The 20,261-nt window shown below is 68.9% G+C and carries 22 protein-coding genes and 1 tRNA gene; 15 read left to right on the forward strand and 8 right to left on the reverse strand.

The features are described 5' to 3' along the window. Nucleotides 1-96 precede the first annotated feature (96 nt). The gene (gene glpR / locus ABZ552_RS08900; protein WP_357436278.1) at nucleotides 97-1,170 is read left to right on the forward strand and encodes a gephyrin-like molybdotransferase receptor GlpR; all 1,074 of its coding nucleotides are present in this window, start codon (nucleotides 97-99) and stop codon (nucleotides 1,168-1,170) included. Between the two features lie 91 nt (nucleotides 1,171-1,261). Then, nucleotides 1,262-1,334, forward strand: a tRNA-Ala gene (locus ABZ552_RS08905). Between the two features lie 511 nt (nucleotides 1,335-1,845). Here the strand turns inward: ABZ552_RS08905 and ABZ552_RS08910 are convergent. The 5 genes from ABZ552_RS08910 to ABZ552_RS08930 all read right to left on the reverse strand — a co-directional run bounded on the left by ABZ552_RS08910 (nucleotide 1,846) and on the right by ABZ552_RS08930 (nucleotide 5,349). Continuing rightward, the gene (locus ABZ552_RS08910) at nucleotides 1,846-2,490 is read right to left on the reverse strand and encodes an HAD family phosphatase (protein WP_357436280.1); all 645 of its coding nucleotides are present in this window, start codon (nucleotides 2,488-2,490) and stop codon (nucleotides 1,846-1,848) included. 678 nt (nucleotides 2,491-3,168) lie between these two features. Beyond that, nucleotides 3,169-3,585 carry a PIN domain-containing protein gene (locus ABZ552_RS08915; RefSeq protein WP_357436282.1) on the reverse strand — a complete coding sequence of 139 codons (417 nt, stop codon included), beginning with the start codon at nucleotides 3,583-3,585 and terminating at the stop codon, nucleotides 3,169-3,171. Continuing rightward, nucleotides 3,579-3,887 carry a hypothetical protein gene (locus ABZ552_RS08920; RefSeq protein WP_357436284.1) on the reverse strand — a complete coding sequence of 103 codons (309 nt, stop codon included), beginning with the start codon at nucleotides 3,885-3,887 and terminating at the stop codon, nucleotides 3,579-3,581. Before ABZ552_RS08920 ends, ABZ552_RS08915 begins: the two co-directional genes overlap by 7 nt. Nucleotides 3,888-4,087: 200 nt before the next feature. Next, nucleotides 4,088-4,624 carry a hypothetical protein gene (locus ABZ552_RS08925; protein ID WP_281877527.1) on the reverse strand — a complete coding sequence of 179 codons (537 nt, stop codon included), beginning with the start codon at nucleotides 4,622-4,624 and terminating at the stop codon, nucleotides 4,088-4,090. 275 nt (nucleotides 4,625-4,899) lie between these two features. Next, complete coding sequence (locus tag ABZ552_RS08930; protein ID WP_281877528.1) at nucleotides 4,900-5,349, reverse strand: hypothetical protein; 450 nt, start codon at nucleotides 5,347-5,349, stop codon at nucleotides 4,900-4,902. A gap of 143 nt (nucleotides 5,350-5,492) precedes the next feature. Here ABZ552_RS08930 and ABZ552_RS08935 point away from each other — a divergent pair, with 143 nt between their 5' ends. Beyond that, entirely contained in the window at nucleotides 5,493-6,119 is a 627-nt protein-coding gene (locus ABZ552_RS08935; protein WP_281877529.1) for a TetR/AcrR family transcriptional regulator, read from the forward strand. On the opposite strand, the gene ABZ552_RS08940 is transcribed toward ABZ552_RS08935, so the two are convergent. Next, nucleotides 6,103-6,768, reverse strand: a complete 666-nt coding sequence (locus ABZ552_RS08940; RefSeq protein ID WP_159842942.1) for a TetR/AcrR family transcriptional regulator — start codon at nucleotides 6,766-6,768, stop codon at nucleotides 6,103-6,105. The genes ABZ552_RS08935 and ABZ552_RS08940 overlap by 17 nt on opposite strands. Nucleotides 6,769-6,869: 101 nt before the next feature. Between ABZ552_RS08940 and ABZ552_RS08945 the strand changes: the two genes are divergently transcribed. The 3 genes from ABZ552_RS08945 (at nucleotide 6,870) to ABZ552_RS08955 (ending at nucleotide 8,844) form a co-directional block, all read left to right on the forward strand. Then, the gene (locus ABZ552_RS08945) at nucleotides 6,870-8,339 is read left to right on the forward strand and encodes a cytochrome P450 (RefSeq protein WP_357436287.1); all 1,470 of its coding nucleotides are present in this window, start codon (nucleotides 6,870-6,872) and stop codon (nucleotides 8,337-8,339) included. Then, nucleotides 8,336-8,521: a ferredoxin gene (locus tag ABZ552_RS08950; RefSeq protein ID WP_281877532.1), complete on the forward strand. Its 186-nt coding sequence runs from the start codon at nucleotides 8,336-8,338 to the stop codon at nucleotides 8,519-8,521. Before ABZ552_RS08945 ends, ABZ552_RS08950 begins: the two co-directional genes overlap by 4 nt. A gap of 89 nt (nucleotides 8,522-8,610) precedes the next feature. After that, nucleotides 8,611-8,844 (forward strand): hypothetical protein, encoded by a 234-nt coding sequence (locus ABZ552_RS08955; protein WP_159842948.1) that lies wholly within the window; start codon nucleotides 8,611-8,613, stop codon nucleotides 8,842-8,844. Between the two features lie 30 nt (nucleotides 8,845-8,874). Here ABZ552_RS08955 and ABZ552_RS08960 read toward each other — a convergent pair whose 3' ends face one another. Further along, nucleotides 8,875-9,612 carry a uracil-DNA glycosylase gene (locus tag ABZ552_RS08960; protein WP_281877533.1) on the reverse strand — a complete coding sequence of 246 codons (738 nt, stop codon included), beginning with the start codon at nucleotides 9,610-9,612 and terminating at the stop codon, nucleotides 8,875-8,877. 354 nt (nucleotides 9,613-9,966) lie between these two features. Between ABZ552_RS08960 and ABZ552_RS08965 the strand changes: the two genes are divergently transcribed. From ABZ552_RS08965 to ABZ552_RS08995, 7 genes are all read left to right on the forward strand, one after another. Next, nucleotides 9,967-10,410: a GyrI-like domain-containing protein gene (locus tag ABZ552_RS08965; protein WP_039801088.1), complete on the forward strand. Its 444-nt coding sequence runs from the start codon at nucleotides 9,967-9,969 to the stop codon at nucleotides 10,408-10,410. Further along, on the forward strand, nucleotides 10,407-10,841 hold the full coding sequence (locus ABZ552_RS08970) for an effector binding domain-containing protein (protein ID WP_281877535.1): 435 nt from the start codon (nucleotides 10,407-10,409) through the stop codon (nucleotides 10,839-10,841). The genes ABZ552_RS08965 and ABZ552_RS08970 overlap by 4 nt, the downstream gene beginning before the upstream one ends. A 247-nt stretch (nucleotides 10,842-11,088) precedes the next feature. After that, complete coding sequence (locus tag ABZ552_RS08975) at nucleotides 11,089-11,862, forward strand: hypothetical protein (RefSeq protein WP_281877536.1); 774 nt, start codon at nucleotides 11,089-11,091, stop codon at nucleotides 11,860-11,862. Next, the gene (locus ABZ552_RS08980) at nucleotides 11,852-13,990 is read left to right on the forward strand and encodes an Rv1355c family protein (RefSeq protein ID WP_357436290.1); all 2,139 of its coding nucleotides are present in this window, start codon (nucleotides 11,852-11,854) and stop codon (nucleotides 13,988-13,990) included. The genes ABZ552_RS08975 and ABZ552_RS08980 overlap by 11 nt, the downstream gene beginning before the upstream one ends. 67 nt (nucleotides 13,991-14,057) lie before the next feature. Next, nucleotides 14,058-15,875, forward strand: a complete 1,818-nt coding sequence (locus ABZ552_RS08985) for an EAL domain-containing protein (protein ID WP_357436366.1) — start codon at nucleotides 14,058-14,060, stop codon at nucleotides 15,873-15,875. Between the two features lie 93 nt (nucleotides 15,876-15,968). Further along, entirely contained in the window at nucleotides 15,969-17,096 is a 1,128-nt protein-coding gene (locus tag ABZ552_RS08990) for a glycosyltransferase (protein ID WP_357436292.1), read from the forward strand. A 106-nt stretch (nucleotides 17,097-17,202) separates the two neighbouring features. Next, nucleotides 17,203-18,042 carry an SDR family oxidoreductase gene (locus tag ABZ552_RS08995; protein WP_357436294.1) on the forward strand — a complete coding sequence of 280 codons (840 nt, stop codon included), beginning with the start codon at nucleotides 17,203-17,205 and terminating at the stop codon, nucleotides 18,040-18,042. On the opposite strand, the gene soxR is transcribed toward ABZ552_RS08995, so the two are convergent. Continuing rightward, nucleotides 18,011-18,499: a redox-sensitive transcriptional activator SoxR gene (soxR, locus tag ABZ552_RS09000; RefSeq protein WP_281877539.1), complete on the reverse strand. Its 489-nt coding sequence runs from the start codon at nucleotides 18,497-18,499 to the stop codon at nucleotides 18,011-18,013. The genes ABZ552_RS08995 and soxR overlap by 32 nt on opposite strands. A gap of 135 nt (nucleotides 18,500-18,634) precedes the next feature. On the opposite strand from soxR, the gene arcA reads away from it, so the two are divergent. Then, nucleotides 18,635-19,891, forward strand: coding sequence for an arginine deiminase (gene arcA, locus ABZ552_RS09005; protein ID WP_281877541.1), 1,257 nt, complete (start codon nucleotides 18,635-18,637; stop codon nucleotides 19,889-19,891). A gap of 8 nt (nucleotides 19,892-19,899) precedes the next feature. Further along, complete coding sequence (locus tag ABZ552_RS09010) at nucleotides 19,900-20,259, forward strand: GntR family transcriptional regulator (protein WP_159842965.1); 360 nt, start codon at nucleotides 19,900-19,902, stop codon at nucleotides 20,257-20,259. Nucleotides 20,260-20,261 lie beyond the last annotated feature (2 nt).

Genomic DNA, 20,261 nt, shown 5'->3' on the forward strand with positions numbered 1-20,261 from the left:
CTGCGTCGGACGGGGGCCGGCCGAGCGCGGGGCGTGTCACGCACCGCTCGCGGGCCGAGCCGGACAAAATCCAGGCGGGACGGAGGTGCTGACGCGATGCCGAATTCGATCCTGTGGATCGGGCTGGTCGTGCTCTGGGTCTTCGTCCTTTTCCCGATCCTCGCCGATCGCCACCCGAGAATCCGCCGGACCACCGACGCCGCGCTGGCGACCAGGGTCCTGCACCGCGGCGGCGGCAAACGACGTCTCAGGAAAGGCCCGGCCGCCGGGCACGAAACCGATCCGAACTGGCGGCCCCGCCGCGTACCGAGAAAGTATCCCCACAGCGATGATGCGGAGGACCGGATGACGACACCGGCCGACGAGCCCGTCACCGAGACCGACGAGGAGAACCTGCCCGCGGCCGACGACGCGGCGGCATCCGACATCGCTGATGCCGAACCGGACGACGCCGTGGGAGACGACTACGAGCCCGCAGCACCCGACGCGGACGAGACGGACGACGACGAAGCCGGCGAAGTCGCTGCGAAGATCGACGCGGAGACCGATGATGACGGCGTGGGCGCACACCACCCCGAGCCGGTCGCGGCCAGAATCCCGCCTGCGCGCTCTACCGTGCCCGCCCGCGTCGACTACGACGACTACGACGACTACGACGAGACGGACTCGGCCGAACCGGATTTCGTCCCCAACCGCCGTGGCCGCGGCGGCTTCGACCCCGAGGCCGACGCCATCGCCCGCGCGGCCCGCTACACCTTCCGGCAGCGGGCCGTGCTCGGCTTACTGCTCACCGCCATCCTGTCCGGCGCCCTCGCGCTCGTGGTCACCCCCTTGCTGTGGTGGGCCTGCGGGCTCGCCGTCACCGTGCTGGTGACCTACCTGGCCTACCTGCGCAAGCAGGTGCGGATGGAGGAGGAGATCCGCCGCAGGCGCGCGGCCCGCCTCAACCGCGGCCACCAGGGCGAAGCCGATCCACGCAGCCGCCGCACCCGCGCCCCGCGCGGCGCCATGGACCGCGACACCGCCCGCGCCCTACGCCGCCGCTCCACCCTGATCGAGCCGGACGACGAAGACCCCGCGTTCGCCCACCTCGACCCCTTCGACCCGGCCACGGCCCGCGCCCTGCGCACCCGCACCGGCGGCGACATGCGCCGCGCGGCGGGCGCGTAGACCTGGCTTATCTCCGCAGGTCAGGGTGCCGATTCGGAGTCTGGGGGGCTCGCCTGATACAGTGTCACAGCGCGGTTCCCCGGAACCGCACGGGGCTATAGCGCAGTTGGTAGCGCGTCTCGTTCGCATCGAGAAGGTCAGGGGTTCGATTCCCCTTAGCTCCACGCATCGGAGGCTCATGCTCATAGAGAGCATGAGCCTTTTGCGTTCCGCGTGTTTTGTGGGGGTGCAACCCCCACGCCCCGCCCGGCGGGCTTCGCCCCCGGACCCCCTTGCGTGTGGTTGCGTTGGGTGGTCACGGTGCCGGTCGGACCCCGCAGGGTCCATCACCCGTCCGCTAGCCCAACGGCGGACATCGCTGCGGGTGCGCAGTGGATCCAGGCGCCGAATTGCGTAGTAGCCAGTGCGGTTCGCCTCATTGGGCACCGAAAGCGGCTGGAAGGATCCTGCCGCGTACCCGGAGAGGCGCGAGCTGCGAGCCTGGCTGCGCGAGCTGTTCGTCTGCCCATATACCTTCCCCAATCGATGCAGCCTCCTGGTGGATACGCCCGGTCATGGCGCCCGAAGCGGCGCCACGCGGTTGCTCGGCTGGGTTAACCATGCCGAGCGTCCGGCCCGGCTCGTGTCCGGCATCGACCGGGGGTGCCCGACGGTCCTGTGACGACGCGCCGGGACCTACGCGGCGACGGTGGTGGGCGGGAGGTATACCTCGATATCGGCGGGTGAGCCGGTGTAGTGGAGGGTGCGTAGGCCGAGGCGGGCGGCGGCTTGGCAGTTGTCGGCACGGTCGTCGACGAACAGGACGCGGCCGGGATCACGAACACCGGTTGCGGCGAGCGCGTTTCGGTAGGTGTCGGGGTGGGGTTTGTTCATGCCGAGCCGGGCCGAGTAGAGCGCGTCGGTCAGCACCGTGCGCCAGTCGGAGGCGTCGAGGGCGTCGCTGACCGGATGGGGTGCGTTGGAGAGCAGCACCATCGGAAGATCTGCCTGCCGGGCGTGGTGGAGGAGTGCGACGACGCGGTCGTCGGTCCGGGTCCACAGCTCGGTGTCGACGGCACGCAACCGGGTGAGCAGTTCCGGGTCCGGGCGACGGCCGAGCACGGCGGTCCAGAAGGCCGCGTCGTCGAATTCACCGGAATCGTAGGGTTCGCGGGCGCTCCAGAAGGCGTTCTGGAAGAGAGCGAGCTGGTCCGCGTGCCATCCGGCGAGTTCGGCTAGCTCGCTCCACATGGGAACGGTGGGTTGCAGGCCGATGACGCCGTTGTAGTCGAAGATTACCGCGTCGAGTTCCGCGGGCTGGTGAGATAGTGCAGTTACCACCGGTACTCCAGAAGGCTCGATGAGATAGAACAGCTACGCCCGCAGCGGTCGGGGGCGTGCAGCGCGCAACCGCCGATTCGGCCGTCGAGAACGGCGAAAGCGGCTGTGTGGGTATGACGATTCCCGCCTCGTTCCAGACGAAAGAGGCGCACGAACTGTGGATCGAAGGGGATGTTCCGCGAGTCAAAGGCTGATGGTGATGCGCGACGCTGCGCGAACAAGCCGAAACCTACCAAGGGGTACGGCGAGCTACCACTCGGAACGTGGCCTTGGTGATCCGCTCCACAAACTGTCGTTCGAAGGTCTCACCGGCGCCGCAGCCGAAATCCCTCATCCACAGGGGGCCAGCAGACTTCGGAGTCCTTTTCTACCGCGTCCCGCGTCTTACGCATGACTCGGCACAGATCGACGCCCTATGTAGGCGGTAGATGGAAGACCGCGCATCTGATCGTCGGTCACAGCCGTGCCGCGGGCCGAAAGCCGGTTCAGCCCGCCTCGGTCGAACGGTGAATACCGGAATCTGTTGATACTTGGGAGGGCCGGGACCGGAGTAGTCCAAACTTGGTGTCGCGTACCAGAAGGCAGCTACGCTGTTCCGAAACTACTGAGCACCACGCGATCTCGGCCAAGATGTCGGTCGCTGTGCTGCCGAAACGGCAAGCGCGCGCGTCTCGCGCTTTAGGGCATCGGCAGCAGGTCGAGTGCCGAAACGTGTTTCGGTTTCACTACGGAGAAGTGCTTCACGTCCAACGTTGCGACGGCTCGCGCCCCGAGACGTTCGGTGACTGCGATGACCGATGCATCCACAGCTCCGAGCGGCAAGTCGGCGTATGTGAGGATCAATTCATGAATCCGCCGCAGGTCGCCTGACGTCAACGGTTCCAATGACAGGTCACCATCACGGAGCGCTGCGATGAAGAGAGCCTCCGAATGCGTACCACTGCGTTGTTCGAGGAGATAGCACACCTCCGTGAGCACTGGCGCAGGCACAATCAGCGGACCTGGTGCTGATTCCAGTAGCCGCGCGCACTCGGAGTGCCGATTGTCGCGTTTGTTGATAGCGGCGACGATCGGACCGGTGTCGAGAATTAGCACTCGGCGCTGCCCATGCCTTTGCGGATCAGGTCTCCGGATTTCTCCGCCAGCTCGGGTTCGGCGTCGAGCGTGCCGATGAATCCCAGTGACCTGCGGCGAGACGCAAATTTTTCGGAGGCTTTACCGACATCATGTGCGATGCCTAGTGCGCGCACGAGCTTGGTGACCGCCTGTAACAGCTCCGCGTCGTCGGTTTCGGCCTGCTCCGGCTCGCTCACCAGCAGCCTCAGTCGTCGGACCTGCGCCGGGGACAAGCGATCAACCATGTGGTGAACCGCTTCGTAGTCGTGGGCTGCTGTCACGTTTCAAGCTTACTGGGAATCGCCGATCGGCTGCCGAACACTGACGGCTGAGACCGCAGCTGTCCAACCAGGCGCCGACTTCATATGGTGCCGCAGTATGGGGCCGAGCGGCGGTCGGGCTGCCTCGTCAGCCCTGCGCCTGTCGGCTGTAGACCACTCATCGTGGCGATCTGATCACCGTTTCCCGGGTCGCGCCGCTCTCAGGCAGTCGCGGTCCGTAGCGCGAACCAGCCCGTTTCCGGATCGGCGAAGCCGTGGTACATGAGGCGGACTCGCTGGTCGACTTCGAAGAGGCGGTAGACCGCTAGCATCGCGCGGGCGGTCGCTTCCTGCTGGAAGTCGTCTATGCGGCGGTAGCCGATGGGGTGTTCGGGGAGTAGGGCCAGACGGGTGAGTTCGGCGGGGTCGCTGACGTCCAGGCCGATGGGGGCGGCGTCGGTGATGTGATGGTCGTGCAGGATGTCGTGGAGCTGATGCGGGTCGGGGCGTCCGGGCCGGAACTCCTGTAGCTCGGGCCGTAGTTGCGGGCCTGCGGCGGCCGGGCTGCCCTCGACCATGTCGATCACTTCGGCGTCGGGGGTCGGCGTGCCGGTGTCGGCGGTGAGGGGATCCTGTTCGACCACGTGCAGCATGTTGCCGCCGGGGATCAGCGGTTCTGGGGCGAGGAAGAGGGTGACCGTGGGGCAGAGGCAACCTCGGCCGACCAGGCAGACTCGCAGATGGAACGGGTCGGGCATGCGGCCCTCCTGCACGGGAACGGGCCGCCACCGAGCGGCCCTTGCTGGATCGGGACTTCTGGTTTTGCCGACCGCGGACGCGCCGCGGCGCTTCGACGGTCGACCGTGCCGCAATTCCCCAGTCTAGGAGCCGGGCACGGCCCGCGCATTGCCATCACCCGCCGATATCCGCGATCTGCCGAGTGCTCCTCCCTGATTCGCCGTAGCGGTGTGGAAGATGCCGGGCGGCTCGGCGGCCGAAGAACGCGATGATCCGAGGCCGGACCCGCAGACGTTCAGCTGATCCGTATCTCGACCGGCGGGGCCGCCACGTGCGGATAGTCGGTGGTCACGTCGACTTGCACGCGTCCGGAACCGGTGGGCAAGGCGGCGAAGACGGTTGCGGACGGCTGGTTCGAAGCCGTCTTGTCGGTGACGAGGACAGGCACCGTGCCCGTGGCGCCGCTGTCGAGGTTGCGCCAGTTGGCGAACGCGGTGAAGGTGCACGGCGCGTCCGTGGGGGTCTGGTTGACGAAGCTGATGCCGAAGCGGGCCGCGCCGGGAGTCCCGGTGGGCGAGGAGACGCCCGCATGCCCTTCGCCGTAGCAGGTGTCACCGAAGGTGTGGATCACCCCGATGTTCACGAACGCGGGTTCGCCCGCCGTCGCCGGGGCCGTCGCCGTGAACGCGCCGGCGCACAGTGCCGCGACCAGGGCGCTTCGTCTCGCCGGCTGCCTGCCGTCCACTGTCGATCACGCTCCTTCTTTCGAATCGAGCACTCTCGGACGGCCATTGTGCCCCGTTTCGCACCCTTCGCGGTCCGATTCGCGCCCAGAGTCGCCGCCGTATTCGCGGACGGGCGACGGGCGGGTGAACTTAGCATCGGAACGTGGAGCGAGGATCGTTGCTGAAGGCGCGGGCGGGCGGCAAACTGCACGGCGGCAATCACGGCATCGCGCCGGAAGAGGTGGTGGCCGCGCAGCGGGCCCGCATGCTGGTGGCGATGATCGAGGCGGCCGCGGACCGGGGGTACGCGGCGGCGACGGTGGCGGATGTACTGAAGCGGGCCGAGGTGTCGCGGATGACGTTCTACCAGCACTTCGCGAACAAGGAGGCGTGTTTCCTCGCCGCCTATGACATGGCCGTGGAGATCGTGATGACCCGCATCGCGGGAGCGCTCGCGGCCGACGGCACGCCGCTCGAGCGGATAGACCGCGCACTGGAGGCGTACTTCTCCACACTGGCGCAGGAACCGCAGGTCGCGAAGGTCTTCCTGGTAGAGGCGTACGCGGCGGGGAGGCCGGTGCTGGAGCGGCGGCTGGCGACCCAGGCCGCGTTGGTCGACGGATTCGCCGCGACCCTCGGCGCGACCCACCCGCATCAGCGACTGGCGGGGGAGGCGGTGATCGGCGCGGTCGTCTCGCTGGCGACCAACCGGGTCGTCGCGGGCGACTTCGCCGCCCTGCCCGCGTTGCGCGAGCCGCTGATGTCGTCGCTGATCAGGAATCTGGTGTGAGGCCGGACAGTCGCCCGGCGACCGCGGGCAGCCGGTCGAGCATGGCCACGGTGAAATCGGCGAGCAGGGCGATGAGCCCGTCCCGGTCGACGTCGAGGCCGCCGTCCAGCCAGACCAGGACCAGCTCGGCGGCGCCGCCGGTGATCAGCTGGGAGGTCGCGGCGATCGCGGTGTCCTGTCCTTCGGGCAGTTCCAGCACCAGGCGCGTCTGCTCGATGATGACGTCGGCGACCTGGCGCATCCCGGCGAAGCGGCTGCGCATGAGCGCTTCGTCGCCGTAGGTCTGGGCGAACGCCACCTTCGCGCGCCGCGGGTCGTCGGTGAGTTCGACGATGAGGGCCGCGACCCCGGCGCGGATTCGGTCGGCGGGCTTGCCCGTGGTCTCGGCGATCGCGGCCTTCGCCCGGTCGAGCGCCGCCTGCTGGATCTCGGCCAGCACGCCGGAGGCGAGCGCGTCGCGGTCGGGGAACGCTTCGTAGAAGAAGCGTGGGCCGACCTTGGCCTGCTCGCACACCCCGCGCACGGTCAATGCCGACAATCCCTGAGTGCCCATGATGTCGAGGGCGGCGTCGAGCAACCGCCTGCGCCGGTCCTCGCGGCGCTCGGCCGTGGAGGCTCCGCGGTAGGTGCCGCTGACGGTACGGGTCACCACGTCAGCTTGGCACAGCCAAAATTGGGAAACAAATGTTTACGGAAACGATGGTTTCCTCTATCGTCGGACTATCGCAGTGTCGCGAAGGGAAGACGGTCATGAGTCTGCTTGTGCCCCAGTCGTTCGACGAGGTCTCCGGCACGATCCGCCAGGCGCGGACCACCTGGGCGTGGCACGCGCAGCGCGCGGCCGCGCGGGCGGTCGCGCGTTACCCGGCGCACGTGCGTCCGCTGGCCGATCCACCGCCGGGTAGCGGGCTGAAGCCGGTGCTCGGCGACTTCGGGCTGCCCGGGATCGGGTACAGCGTGCACGCGCTGGCCGACCCGATCGGCTTCGCGCGAGAGCGATTCGATCGCTTCGGCCCCGTGCAGTGGTTCGGCATGCTCGGCCGCAGGATGGTCACCTTCGGCAGCCCCGAGGGGTACGAGGCGGTGATGCTGGATCGGAACAAGGCGCTGTCGGCGCAGCGCGGCTGGGAGTGGCTGATCGGTCCGTTCTTCCGCGGTGGATTGTTGCTGCGCGATTTCGACGACCACCTGTTCCACCGGCGCGTCATGCAGCAGGCCTTCACGCGGCCGCGATTGATCGGCTACCTCGATATGACCACGCCGCGCATCACCCGTGGCCTCGCCAACTGGGAGCCCGCCGACGACTTCCGCGTCTACCGCGCGATCAAGAAACTGCTGCTCCAGCAGGCCACCGAAGTCTTCGCGGGCGCCGAACCCAGCGCGGACGCGGCACGGCTGGAGCGCGCCTTCGAGGACGCGGTGCGCGGCGGGGCCGCGCTGATCCGGGCGAACGTGCCGGGCGGGGTGTGGGCCCGGGGCGTGCGCGGCCGCCGAGTGCTCGAGGAACACTTCCGCCGCGAGCTGCCCGCGAAGCGCGCGGGCGGCGGCAACGATCTGTTCAGCGTGCTGTGCCGGGCGAGCACCGCCGACGGCGAGACCTTCACCGACGTGGAAGTGGTCGAGCACATGATCTTCGTGATGATGGCCGCCCACGACACCAGCACCATCGCCGCGTCCATGCTCGTCTACGAACTCGGCAGGCATCCGGAATGGCAGGAACGGCTGCGGGCGGAATCCGTCGCGCTGGGCAAGCCCGCGCTGGACTACGACGATCTCGACCGCCTGCCTTCGCTCGACCTCGCGTTCAAGGAGGCGCTGCGGGTCTACTCGCCGGTGGCGCAACAGGTTCGCGAAACCATCGCCGACACCGACATCCTCGGGTACTACCTGCCGAAGGGAACGTTCATCCTGTGCGGCACGTACGGGCTCATGCGCAACGCGGAGTACTGGCACGACCCCGACACCTTCGACCCGGAGCGCTTCGCCGAGCATCGCCGCGAGGACCGATCGCACCGCTTCGCGTGGGCGCCCTTCGGCGGCGGGGCGCACAAGTGCATCGGCCTCTACTTCGGCGGTATGACGGTGAAAGCCGTTGTCCATCAGATGCTGTTGCGGTACCGCTGGAGCGTGCCGGACGGCTACCAGGTGCCGCTGGTCGCCGGGACCGGGCCGGTGCCCGCCGACGGCCTGCCCATCCGGCTGGAGCGGATCGACCGATGAGAATCGTCGCCGACCGCACCGTGTGCGCGGGGCACGGCATGTGCGAAGCACTGGCTCCCGATCTGTTCCGGGTCGGCGCGGACGGGATCGTCGCGCCGGTCGACACGGTCACCTCGCCCGAGCGGGACCTGCTCCAGCTCGTCGTGGACAGTTGCCCGGTCCAGGCGCTGCGCCTGGCCTGAGGTCCGCCGGTCCGTTTTGCGTGACCGGGGCTGGGTACCGCGAACTGCGACGCTCTAGTCCATCGACGCGAGAGGACCGGTGACACCCCATGGCCACCTGCGACACCTGCGGAAACGAGTACGACAAGACGTTCACCATCACCCGCGACGGTACGTCCGCCACCTTCGACAGTTTCGAATGCGCGATCAACGCCATGGCCCCGACGTGCACGCACTGTTCCTGCCGGATCCTCGGGCACGGCGTCGAGGCGCGCGGGGACTACTTCTGCTGCGCGCACTGCGCCCACGAAGCAGGTCACCCGGCGCTGGTCGACCACGTCTGAACCGGCTACCGAGCGGCGATGGGCGAACGGTCACCCGCGCGGCGCGTGACTTCGCCGCACCTGGAGCCCGGCGGTTTCCGCCGCGTCGGCCAGCACCTCCTCCAGCATGGCCGGAGTGAGTCGTCCGGTGAAGGTGTTCTGCTGGCTGACGTGATAGCAGCCGAACAGATGCAGCGGGTTCCGGCCGGCATCGGCGGCGGCCAGTTCCACGTGCGCGCCGTGGCCGAACCGCGGTCGCGGGCGCGGCACCACCCAGCCCGCACCCGCGAGCACCGGGAGCAAGGCCTGCCAGCCGAACGCGCCGAGGACCACCACCGAGCGCACGGTGGGTGTCAGCAGACGCAGTTCGGTGTCCAGCCAGTGGCCGCAACGGTCCCGTTCCTCGGGCGTCGGCTTGTTGTCCGGCGGCGCACAGTGCACCGGGGCGGTGATCCGCACGCCGTCGAGCCGCAGGCCGTCGTCGCGGTCGACCGCGGTCGGCTGGTTGGCGAGGCCGACCGCGTACAGCGCCGCGTAGAGCACGTCCCCGCTGCGGTCGCCGGTGAACATGCGGCCGGTGCGGTTGCCGCCGTGCGCGGCGGGCGCGAGTCCCACGATCAGCATCCGGGCGTCCGCCGGGCCGAATCCGGGCACCGGACGGCCCCAATAGGTCTGGTCGCGGAAGGCGGCGCGTTTCTGCCGCGCGACGAGTTCGCGCCAGGCGACCAGGCGCGGGCAGGCGAAGCAGTCGGCGACCGCCGCGTCGAGCTCGGCGATGGACCGGCACACGTCAGTTCCCGGTGCCGGGGTCGGCGGCGTGGTCACCGCGTGCGGCCGGGGCGGGCGCGCGGTGGCGGTCGGCGGGCGGTGTCTCGTTCATCAGGACTCCGTTCGGTGGTGCCGCGGAAGGGGCGAACCGGACGATCATGTCCACTATGCCTCAGCGCGACCGGCCGCCGCCGACCGCCGACGGGTCCCCGCCGGACGGCACCGCTTCGGACATCTGTCCAGTTCAGCGTGGTGATCGCGCGGCCGCCGACCGCGCTATGTGATCGGTACCACCCGGTCCGGGTTGGTAGCATGGCGATTCCGACCGACCGGACGCGGTGGTTCACCTCCGGCTTCCTTCGAAAGAGTCTTTCCATGCAGTTTGAGATCGTCGAGCGGGACGAGACGTGGGTTGCCGGGCTGCCGGTACGCAGCCCCAAACGTGCGCTCGGGGAACTGCGTGACCGCGATCTGGAGGCCGCCTGGGCGGCGGTGTTGCACCAGGAGCTCGGCGGCCCGCTGGCCAGCGCCTACACCGATTACACCGGTGAGCTGGGCACGTACAACACCCAGATCGTCGGCTATCAGTGCGCGTCCTTCGACGACGTCACCCGTGGTCACCTGGTCGCGCGCCTGCCGCGCGGCGCCTACGCCCGTTTCTCCTCGGTCGGCAACTTCCCGCAGGTGATGACCGACCTGTGGACGCAGATCGCCTACGCCGAGGAACACAACCAGATCAAACGGACCTATACCGGCGATTTCGAGTGCTATCCGCACGCCTACAAGATCGATCTGTACCTGGCGGTCGACGCGCGATGAGCTATGCGATCGTGGTGCGTGCCGAGGCGGTCTACGGCGGGCTGGTCGTCCCGCGCGTGCGCCCGAGCTTCAAGGTCAGCAACAGCGACCTGATCGAGTTCCTCAAGGACCGGCTGCGCGACCGTCAGGGTGGTGAGGGGCCGATGTACACGGTGTACGTGCCGGATCCGGCCGGGAACTACAACGCCGTGGTCTGCTTCGAGTACCCGTCCCCGGATGCGGTGCCGGTGGGTGACGTCTTGGTGCGGGTGCCGAAAGGCGTCTACGCCCGTTTCGCGCCGAACGGCGACTATCACGATCCGGTAGAGGACGTCTGGGCGCAGGTCGACGACGCGACAGCGTCGGCCGAGGTCACCCGGGCCTACCGTGAAGAAATCGAGATCTGGCACGGCCCGGAGTCGGTCGAGTTGTTCATTTCGATCCTGGTTTAGCTTGCTGAATAGTAACTAAACCAGAACCGACTGGTCTCCATCTTATTTCCGATATCGATTCCGCCGGGGTTGACCTGCGAAAATATCGCATGTACCGCAGAGTTTTCGGGAGATTAGCCGGACGGCTGGTCAATTCCTGTCCGATGACGGATACTGCCCTGGGCAACTTCGTCTCGGCTCGGGCCGTGGGGGGCTGCATCGGGCTGGACTATCGCGCAGGGCAGCGCGGCGATGGAGTAGGAACAACATGACTGTGGATCTGATTGCAGTCGTGCCGAGGAACTCCCGTGGGCGGGGAGTGCGGCGGTATTACGACGCGCAATCCGAGTGTGCGTTCTTTGTCTCCGAACCGGCTGCGCAGCCGGAACTCTGGCGCCGGTATCTGCACGGAGCGCGCGAGGTCTATCGGCGCTTCGGGGTGGAACACGCACTGGAATACGACGCGGTCGCCGACGGCGGTTCGACGGCGCTGTTCTTCGCCGCGCTCGACGCCGACGGCGACGTGGTCGCCGGGGCGCGGATGCAAGGGCCGTACAGCTCGGCGCGGCAGGCGCACGCGCTGGTCGAATGGGCTGGTCACCCCGGCGCGGACGACTTGCGGCGGATGCTCGCCGATCGGATACCGCAAGGCGTGATCGAGGCCAAAGGCGCATGGGTCGCGCGCGATGCGGCCAACCGGGCCGAACTCGGCGCGGCGATCTCGCGCACCGTGCTGCACGGCGCGCGCCTGCTCGGCGCGCGTTACGGCTTCGCGACGGTGGCCTCCTTCACCGTGCCCCGGCACGAGGCGTGCGGTGCCGTTCCAGCCGAGGGCATCCCCGCGGTGCCGTATCCGGACGAGCGCTACCGAACCGTGCCGTTGTGGTGGGACACCCGGAGCTACGCCGCGTTCGCCGAGGAATCGCAACGCACCCTGACGCACGGTGAGCAAGACGCACTGGGGCTGCCCGCCGTGCGTCCGTCCGATACGCGGTGCGGAATCGGCCGCCCGACAGAGGGCCGGCGCGGCCATGGGCGATGACCGGCCGCGTGCGGCCGACCACCGGCCGCTGATCCTCGACCCCGCCGATCCGGAGGACGCGCGGATGCTCGCCGCGCTGCGCGACGACCCGCGCCTCGAATTCCGCGACCTGCGTGCGGCGTTACGCGCCGAACTCGGCAAAATGGTTGCTCCACCGGATATTCCGGAGGGCCCGGAAGCGGACCGCTGGATCTACTACCCGTGGCGGGCGGCGGTGATCGGATTGCCGGGTCCGCGTACTTTCCGGCTGATCCGGCTGGATCGCAATCGGAACAAATTGACCAGAGCCGAACAGGACCGGCTGGCCGAACGCGCGATAGGGGTCGTCGGGCAAAGCGCCGGGAACGCGATCGCGCATCTGCTCGCCATGGAGGGCGTTTGCGGGGAACTGCGCCTGGCCGATCTGGACGAAATCGAATTTTCGAATCTCAACCGCGTCGCGGGAACTCTGTTCGACGTCGGCGTCAACAAATCGGTGGTAACCGCACGCCGTATCGCCGAATTGGATCCTTATCTGCCGGTGCGGATCTTCGAAGCCGGAATCGACGAGAATTCGGTGGACGAGTTCTTGGACGGCCTCGCGATCGTCGTCGAGGAATGCGATTCGCTCGATATGAAGCTGGTGATCCGTGAGGCGGCGGCCCGCCATCGTATTCCGGTGCTGATGGAAACCAGTGACCGCGGTTTGCTGGACGTCGAGCGTTTCGATCTCGAACCGCAGCGCCCGGCGTTCCACGGGTTGCTCGGTGCGGTTCGCGCGGCGGATCTGCGCGGACTGACGTCGAGGGAGAAGGCGCCGTTCGTGGTGCGGCTGCTCGGTGCCGCCGGGTTGTCGCCGCGGCTGGGCGCGAGCCTGGTCGAAGTCGGCGAGACGGTGACCAGCTGGCCGCAGCTGGCCGGTGACGTCGCGCTGGGCGCCGCGAGCGTGGTGGCCGCCGTACGGCGCATCGGCCTGGGGATGAAGCTGGCCTCCGGTCGGGTCCGGATCGACGTGGAACGGCATCTGGACGAACTCGCCGACCCGCCGCCGAACGACGAGCCGGCGTGGGCCGAGGCGCCGCCGGAGTCCGTCGCCGGACCCGTGGAAAGCGTCCTTGCCTGCGCACAGCGAGCGCCGTCCGGGGGAAACATGCAGCCGTGGTCGTTGCGCGCCGAGGCGGAGGACATCGTCGTCGAACTGGCGCCGCAGCACAGCACTGCGATGGACATCGGCTACCGCGGCAGCGCCCTCGCGCTCGGCGCCGCCCTGTACAACGCGCGGGTCGCCGCGGCCGCGCACGGGGTGCTCGGGCCGCACGAGTTCATCGAGGGCGCGCCGGGATCCGGTCGTCTCGTCGCGCGCCTGCGGCTGGGGAACGAGCGGAGCGATGAGCTCGCCGCCGACTATCCCGCCGTTCTGCGCCGCGGAACCAACCGCAGGGTCGGCACCGGGACCAGGCTGGCCGACGGCGTTCTCGACATGCTCACGGCGGTCGCCGAATCGGCCGGAGCCCATGTGCGCGCGGTTGTGGATCGGCAGGGGATCGAAGAAGCCGCACGTTTGCTGGGTGATTCCGACCGCATCCGGTATCTCACGCCCCGGTTATACGAGGAAATGCTCGCCGAAGTCCGCTGGGCGGAGGACGACGATCCGGATACCGGAATCGACGCGCGCAGCCTGGAACTGACCGACGACGAGTGGGCGGCATTTCAGATCACCACTCGCGCCGACGTCATGGCGCAGTTGCGGTCCTGGTCGGGCGGCGCGGCGCTGGGGAAATACACCGGTGACCGGGTGCGCTCCAGCTCCGCCATTCTGGCGGTGACATTCGACGCGACCGACCCTCGATTGACCGGCTACGCGGAGGCGGGCGCCGCGGTCGCGCGGGTTTGGGTGCGCGCCGAACGCCTCGGATTGTCTGTCCAACCGATTTCCCCCGTATACCTCTACGCCCGACGCCGTGGCGAACTTGCTGCGATTTCCCCCGACTTCGCGGATACACTAGCGTCACTTCAGGGCCGTTTCCTGGACCTGCTGGAAGTGCCTGAGCATGAGACCATGGCGTTGGTGCTTCGCCTGAGCTATGCCTCCGCCGCCACCGTACGCAGCAGGCGGCGTCCGGTGCTCGGTGTGGACACCAGTAGTTAGCGCGATCGGAGACAATGTGCCACGGCGGACACTCGACTCGTTGGTGACCCAGGTCGCCTCTGAGCTCATGGGTGTGGACGCCACGACCATGGTCGCCGCTACCGAGCGGGTGCTCGCGCAGTTGGTCGAGTACTTCGACGTGGATTTCAGCTACGTGCGGCACACCGACCGCGAACGGCGGGCAACCGTGCTCATCGCGGAGTGGCCGCACCGGCAGAACATTCCGGATCCCGACCCGCTCGGCGTGATCTACTTCGACGGCGCCGACCCCGTGTTCCGTGCCCTGGAGAACGCGACCGAACCGATGGTCGCGCGCCCGACCCCGGAGTTCGCCGACTATCAGGAAACCGTCCGCCGCGGGTCCGGCATCGTGGGGGTGACCTCGGCTGCCGTGCCGCTGCTGTCGCGGGGCGAGCCGACCGGCGTGCTCGGATTCGTCAAGTCGGGCGATCGCGAGTGGAGCAATCGCGAACTCAACGTGCTCAAAGCCATCGCCGCGCTGTTCGCGCAACTGCAAGCCAGGGTGGTCGCGGAGGAACGTCTTCGATATATCGCGCTGCACGACGACCTGACCGGGCTCGCGAATCGGCGGGCGCTGCTCGAGCACATGGAAGAGCGATTACGCGCGGGCAGTCCCGGCCCGGTGGCGGCCTTCTTCCTCGACTTGGATCGTTTGAAAGCACTCAACGATTTTCTCGGCCACACGGCCGGGGACAACTTCATCCGCACCTTGTCGACGCGGCTGCGGGAGAACCTGGACCCGAACGACATGATCGCCCGCCTCGGCGGCGACGAATTCGTCATCGTGCCCGCCAAGCCGATGGACGCGGTGGCCGCCGAATACGAGGCCAATCGGATCCAGCAGCTGATCGCCCGGCGCGTCACCGTCGGCGGCGAGTCGGTCAGCCGGGGCGCCAGCGTCGGCGTGGCGCTCGGCTTCCCGGGCGAGACCACCGTCGCCGACGTGCTGCGCCGCGCGGATCATGCGCTGCTGTCGGCGAAATCCGGCGGTGGCAACGGCGTCGCGGTGTTCACCGACACCATGCGCGCGCAATTCGAGCTCCAGGACGACGTGGAGCTCAACCTGCGCGGCGCGGTCTCCGACGGCTCGCTGCTGCTGCACTACCAGCCCGAGGTCGACCTGCGCACGGGCCGCATCGTCGCGTTGGAGGCGCTGGTCCGCTGGCTGCATCCGACCAGGGGGCTGTTGCCGCCCGCCGCGTTCGTCACCGTGGCCGAGGCCACCAACCTGGCCGGTGAGCTGGGGCGCTGGGTGATCCGGTCGGCGTGCGCGCAGTTCGCCGAATGGCGCAGACGCGGCCTGGCGGGCAACGTGGTGATGCGGATCAATGTGTCGCCGGTGCAGCTGGTCAGCCTCGATTTCGTCGAGCGCATCGAAGACATCCTGCGCCTGTTCGGCATCGACGGCAGCTCGGTGTGCCTGGAGATCACCGAGCACGTCGTCGTGCAGGACCTGGCCCGCACCCAGGTGACGCTGCGCGGGCTGAAGCGGATGGGCGTGCAGATCGCCATCGACGACTTCGGCACCGGCTACAGCTCGCTGTCGCATCTGAAGGCGCTGCCGGTGGACGCGGTGAAGATCGACCGGGGATTCGTACAACGGCTCGGGGCCAGCACCGACGATCTGGCCATCGTGAAGTCCATCATCGGCCTGGCAGGCTCGTTCGGGCTCGGCGTGGTCGGCGAAGGCGTCGAGACGGCGGTCGCCGCGCGGACGCTGGTCGGCCTCGGGTGTTACCGCGCGCAGGGCTTCCTGATCGCGAAGCCGATGCCCGCCGAGCAGGTCGAGGCGCACCTCACCACGGGCCGGATTCCGCTCGACCTCGATCTGCCCCGGGCCGGGCGCGGGCTACCCGCGCACTGAGCGCACTTCCGCAGCCGCCGGTTATCCGGTTCTTTCACGGCCGTTCACGCGTCGTTGGGCGCGGGTAACCCCGTCCGCTGCACGATCGGCCACGTGCGCATAGTTCAGCTGGCGAACTTCTACGGCCCGCGTTCGGGTGGGCTGCGCACGGCGCTGCACCATCTGGGCGAGGGGTATGTCGCCGCCGGGCACGAGGTGGTGCTGATCGTGCCGGGTCCGCGCCGCTCGGAGGAGATCCTGCCCACCGGTGTCGCGCGCATCACGCTGCCGGCCTTGGCCATCCCGTGGACCGGGGGTTACCGCGCCGCGGATCCCCGCCGGGTGGCCGACGTCCTGAACGGATTGCGGCCGGACGTGCTCGAGGTGTCCGACCGGCTGACGCTGCGCGGTTTCGGGCGCTGGGCGCGGCGGCGCGAGGTGACCGGCGTGATGATCTCGCACGAGCGGCTCGACCGCCTGTTGGGCCAGGTGCTGCCCGGCCCGCTGGCGCGGCGCTGCGCCGACGTGGCCAACCGGCACACCGCCACGGACTACGACATGGTCGTGTGCACCACCCGGTTCGCTCGCGAGGAATTCCTGCGCATCGGCGCGCGGAACGTGGAACTGGTCCCGCTCGGGGTGGACCTCGAACTGTTCAACCCGCACCGGCGCGATCGCAGGCTGCGCGCCGATCTCGGCGTGCCCGGTCATCCGCTGCTGGTGCACTGCGGCCGGTTGTCGGTCGAGAAGCGGGTGGATCGCAGCATCGAGGCGGTCGGGGCGTTGCGCGAAGCCGGTATCGAGGCGCGGCTGGTCGTCGCCGGGGACGGTCCGCGCCGGGACGCGCTGCAGCGGCGGGCCCGTGCGCTGGCCCCGCTGCCCGGCGGCATGCCCGCCGTGCACTTCACCGGATTCATCTCCGAACGCGCGATGGTGGCCAGGTTGCTCGCCACCGCGGACGTCTCGCTGGCGCCGGGGCCGCACGAGACCTTCGGCCTCGCGGCGCTGGAAGCGCTCGCGGCCGGCACGCCCGTGGTGGCCAGCCGCTCCTCGGCGCTGGCGGACATCGTGACCGCCGACTGCGGCGCGGTGGCCGCCGACCATCCCTCCGCGTTCGCGCGGGCGGTCCGCGACGTGCTGGCGATGCCGCAGGCCGGTCGCCGCAGGGCCGCGCGCAGCCGCGCCGAACAGTTCACCTGGCCGCGCGCTGTAGCGGGCATGCTTGCGGTCCTCGGTCGTTAGCGGCCTGCGGCCGTCGGCTGGATTACCCTGCGGGGAACCGATTCGGCGATTCGAGATGGGATGCGCAGTGCTGGGTAGAGGTCGCGGGCGAGCGGGTCGCACGACGATGCGCGAGGCGAAGGTTCTGATCACGGGTGCGGCGAGCGGCATCGGGCGGGCCACCGCGCTGGCCTCCGCCGCCGACGGCGCCGAACTGGTGCTCACCGACATCAATGCCGAGGGCCTGGACGCCACGGTGACCGACATCCGCGCCGCGGGTGGCCGCGTCGCTCTGGCGGAAGCGCTGGACGTCACCGACTACGACGCGGTGCGCGCCTTCGCCGACCGCGTGCACGCCGAACTCGGCAGTCTGGACGTCGTCATGAACATCGCGGGCACCTCGGTGTGGGGGACCGTGGAGAACCTGGAGCACAAGCACTGGCGGCGCATGGTCGAGGTCAACCTGATGGGGCCGATCCACGTCATCGAGACCTTCGTGCCGCCCATGGTGCGCGCGGGCAAGGGCGGTGCGCTGGTGAACGTGTCGTCGGCGGCGGGCCTGCTCGCGCTGCCCTGGCACGCGGCCTACAGCGCGGCCAAGTACGGCATTCGCGGCGTGTCGGAGGTACTGCGCTTCGACCTGGCGCAACACGGGATCACCGTGCATCTGGTCGCGCCCGGCGCGGTGAACACGCCGCTGGTGCAGAGCGTCGAACTGGCCGGGGTGAACAAAGAGCATCCCAAGATCAAGCGGCTCACCGCCGCCTTCGCCGAGCACGCGGTGCCGCCGGAACGGGTTGCCACGGCGATCCTGCGCGGCATCGAGCGCAACCGGTTCCTGGTCTACAGCTCGTTCGACATCCGCTTCGGTTACTGGTGGAAGCGCAAATTCGCCTTTCCCTACGAGTTCGTGATGCGGCGCACCAGCGCGCGGTTCAGCAGGCTGCTGGCTTCGACGGGCAATTGAGCTGCACGTCGAGCACGCGGGCGCCGGGACCGTCGGCGCCGAGCCGGTCGTGCTCGTTGACCAGACGACAGGTGCCCAGCGACAGGCAGCCGCAGCCGATGCAGCCGGTGAGGCTGTCGCGCAACCGGATCAGCTGGGTGATCCGGTCGTCGAGGTCGGCGCGCCACGTGGTGGACAGGCTCTCCCAGTCGCGCCGGGTGGGGGTGCGCCCTTCGGGCAATTGATCGAGGGCGTTGCGGATCTCGCTCAGTGGTATGCCGACGCGCTGGGAGATGCGGATGAACGCCACGCGGCGCAAGGTCTCGCGGGCGTATCTGCGCTGGTTCCCGCTGGTGCGTCTGCTCGTGATGAGCCCTTCGCGTTCGTAGAAGTGCAACGCGGAGACCGCGACTCCACTACGCTCGGAGAGCTGCCCCGGGGTCAGCTCCTTCGCCCGCCAATCGGCTGCTGTCGACATGCACGCTCCTCCCAATCACCTCAACAATACTTGAGGTTAGGGTGTGCCGGGACCGGATTCGGTGATCGCGCGCCGATCGGCATCCGAAGCCGGGATTTCCGTGCTCTCCGGGCCGCGGCGCACTACGGTTCGATCATGGGAGCAGATGCAGTGTCCGCGCGGGAGGGTGCGCGTTTGGCCGTGACGTCCGAGGTGGGCGCGCTACGTACGGTGCTGCTGCACCGGCCGGGCAACGAGCTGCGCAGGCTGACCCCGCGCAACAACGATCAGCTGTTGTTCGACGGCATCCCGTGGGTCGAGCGCGCGCAGCAGGAGCACGACACGTTCGCCGAGGTGCTGCGCAGCCGCGGCACCGAGGTGCTGTTGTTGTCGGATCTGCTCGCGGAGACCATCGCGGTCAGCGGCGCCGCCCGCATCCAGGGCATCTCCGCCGCGGTGGACGCGCGCAGGCTCGGGCACACGCTGGCCGACGAATTGGCCGGCTTCCTGCGCGGCGTGCCGGCCGAGGAGCTGGCCGAGATCCTGATGGCCGGGATGACCTTCGACGAATTGCCCTTCGGGCCCGACCACACCTCGCTGGTGCGCCGCATGCACCACGGCGGCGACTTCGTCATCGACCCGCTGCCGAATCTGCTGTTCACCAGGGACTCCTCGTTCTGGGTCGGTCCGCGCGTCGCGATCACCTCCCTCGCGCTGCCCGCACGCGGCAGGGAGACCTCGCTGACCGATCTCATCTACGCCTTCCATCCCCGATTCCTCGGGGTGCGCCGCGCCTACGAATCGCACACCGCTCCTATCGAAGGGGGTGACGTCCTGCTGCTGTCGGAAGGCGTGGTCGCGGTGGGCGTCGGCGAGCGCACCTCGCCCGCGGGCGCGGAAGCCCTGGCGCGCAGCCTGTTCGACGACGACCTCGCACACACTGTGCTCGTGGTGCCGATCGCGCAGACTCGCGCGACCATGCACCTGGACACGGTGTGCACCATGGTCGACGCGGACGCCGTCGTGATGTATCCGGCGGTGCGCGAATCACTGTGCGCCTTCACGATCCGCAAGGAGGACGACTACGGCGGACGGCTCGGCAGCGGACGGGTCGGCATCAGCGGCCCCGACCCGTTCCTGCCCGCGGCGGCCGAGGCCATGGGCATCGGCAAGCTGCGAGTGATCGACACCGGACTGGACGGGGTCACCGCCGAACGCGAGCAGTGGGACGACGGCAACAACACTCTCGCCCTCTCGCCCGGCGTTGTCGTCGCCTACGAGCGCAACGAGATGACCAACGCCAGGCTGGAGGACGCGGGTATCGAGGTGCTGCGCATCCCCGGCTCCGAATTGGGCTCCGGCCGCGGCGGACCACGGTGCCTGTCGTGTCCGCTGTCCCGCGACGACCTGTGAGCGCGGGCATGTTCACCGTCACGGTCTCGCACGAATCCGCTGTGCCGCCCTACGAGCAGCTGCGCCTCGGCATCATCGCCCAAGTTCGTTCCGGCGAGCTCACGGCGGGAACCAAGATCCCGACCGTCCGCGCTTTGGCCGCGCAACTCGGTCTGGCCCCCAACACGGTGGCACGCGCCTACCGCGAGCTGGAGGCCGACGGCGTGGTCGAAACCCGCGGCAGGCAAGGGTCGTTCATCGCGTCGTCCGGCGACCCGACCCGCGACGTAGCAGGCCGCGCGGCCACCGCTTACGTCGCGACGGTCCGCAGGTTGGGCCTGGACGACGCCACCGCCCTGCGTTACGTGCAGGCGGCGCTGGAAGGTTGAGC

This window comes from Nocardia sp. NPDC019219 (assembly GCF_040632645.1).
In the GTDB taxonomy this organism is placed as follows: domain Bacteria; phylum Actinomycetota; class Actinomycetes; order Mycobacteriales; family Mycobacteriaceae; genus Nocardia; species Nocardia sputorum.

Bases quoted from the DNA above. Each gene is read 5' to 3' on its own strand.
- glpR (WP_357436278.1), top strand. From the start codon at position 97: ATGCCGAATTCGATCCTGTGGATCGGGCTGGTCGTGCTCTGGGTCTTC.
- ABZ552_RS08925 (WP_281877527.1), bottom strand. From the start codon at position 4,624: ATGCCCGACCCGTTCCATCTGCGAGTCTGCCTGGTCGGCCGAGGTTGC.
- ABZ552_RS08945 (WP_357436287.1), top strand. From the start codon at position 6,870: ATGAGTCTGCTTGTGCCCCAGTCGTTCGACGAGGTCTCCGGCACGATC.
- ABZ552_RS08950 (WP_281877532.1), top strand. From the start codon at position 8,336: ATGAGAATCGTCGCCGACCGCACCGTGTGCGCGGGGCACGGCATGTGC.
- ABZ552_RS08955 (WP_159842948.1), top strand. From the start codon at position 8,611: ATGGCCACCTGCGACACCTGCGGAAACGAGTACGACAAGACGTTCACC.
- ABZ552_RS08965 (WP_039801088.1), top strand. From the start codon at position 9,967: ATGCAGTTTGAGATCGTCGAGCGGGACGAGACGTGGGTTGCCGGGCTG.
- ABZ552_RS08970 (WP_281877535.1), top strand. From the start codon at position 10,407: ATGAGCTATGCGATCGTGGTGCGTGCCGAGGCGGTCTACGGCGGGCTG.
- ABZ552_RS08975 (WP_281877536.1), top strand. From the start codon at position 11,089: ATGACTGTGGATCTGATTGCAGTCGTGCCGAGGAACTCCCGTGGGCGG.
- ABZ552_RS08980 (WP_357436290.1), top strand. From the start codon at position 11,852: ATGGGCGATGACCGGCCGCGTGCGGCCGACCACCGGCCGCTGATCCTC.
- ABZ552_RS08985 (WP_357436366.1), top strand. From the start codon at position 14,058: ATGGGTGTGGACGCCACGACCATGGTCGCCGCTACCGAGCGGGTGCTC.
- ABZ552_RS08995 (WP_357436294.1), top strand. From the start codon at position 17,203: ATGCGCGAGGCGAAGGTTCTGATCACGGGTGCGGCGAGCGGCATCGGG.
- soxR (WP_281877539.1), bottom strand. From the start codon at position 18,499: ATGTCGACAGCAGCCGATTGGCGGGCGAAGGAGCTGACCCCGGGGCAG.
- arcA (WP_281877541.1), top strand. From the start codon at position 18,635: ATGGGAGCAGATGCAGTGTCCGCGCGGGAGGGTGCGCGTTTGGCCGTG.
- ABZ552_RS09010 (WP_159842965.1), top strand. From the start codon at position 19,900: ATGTTCACCGTCACGGTCTCGCACGAATCCGCTGTGCCGCCCTACGAG.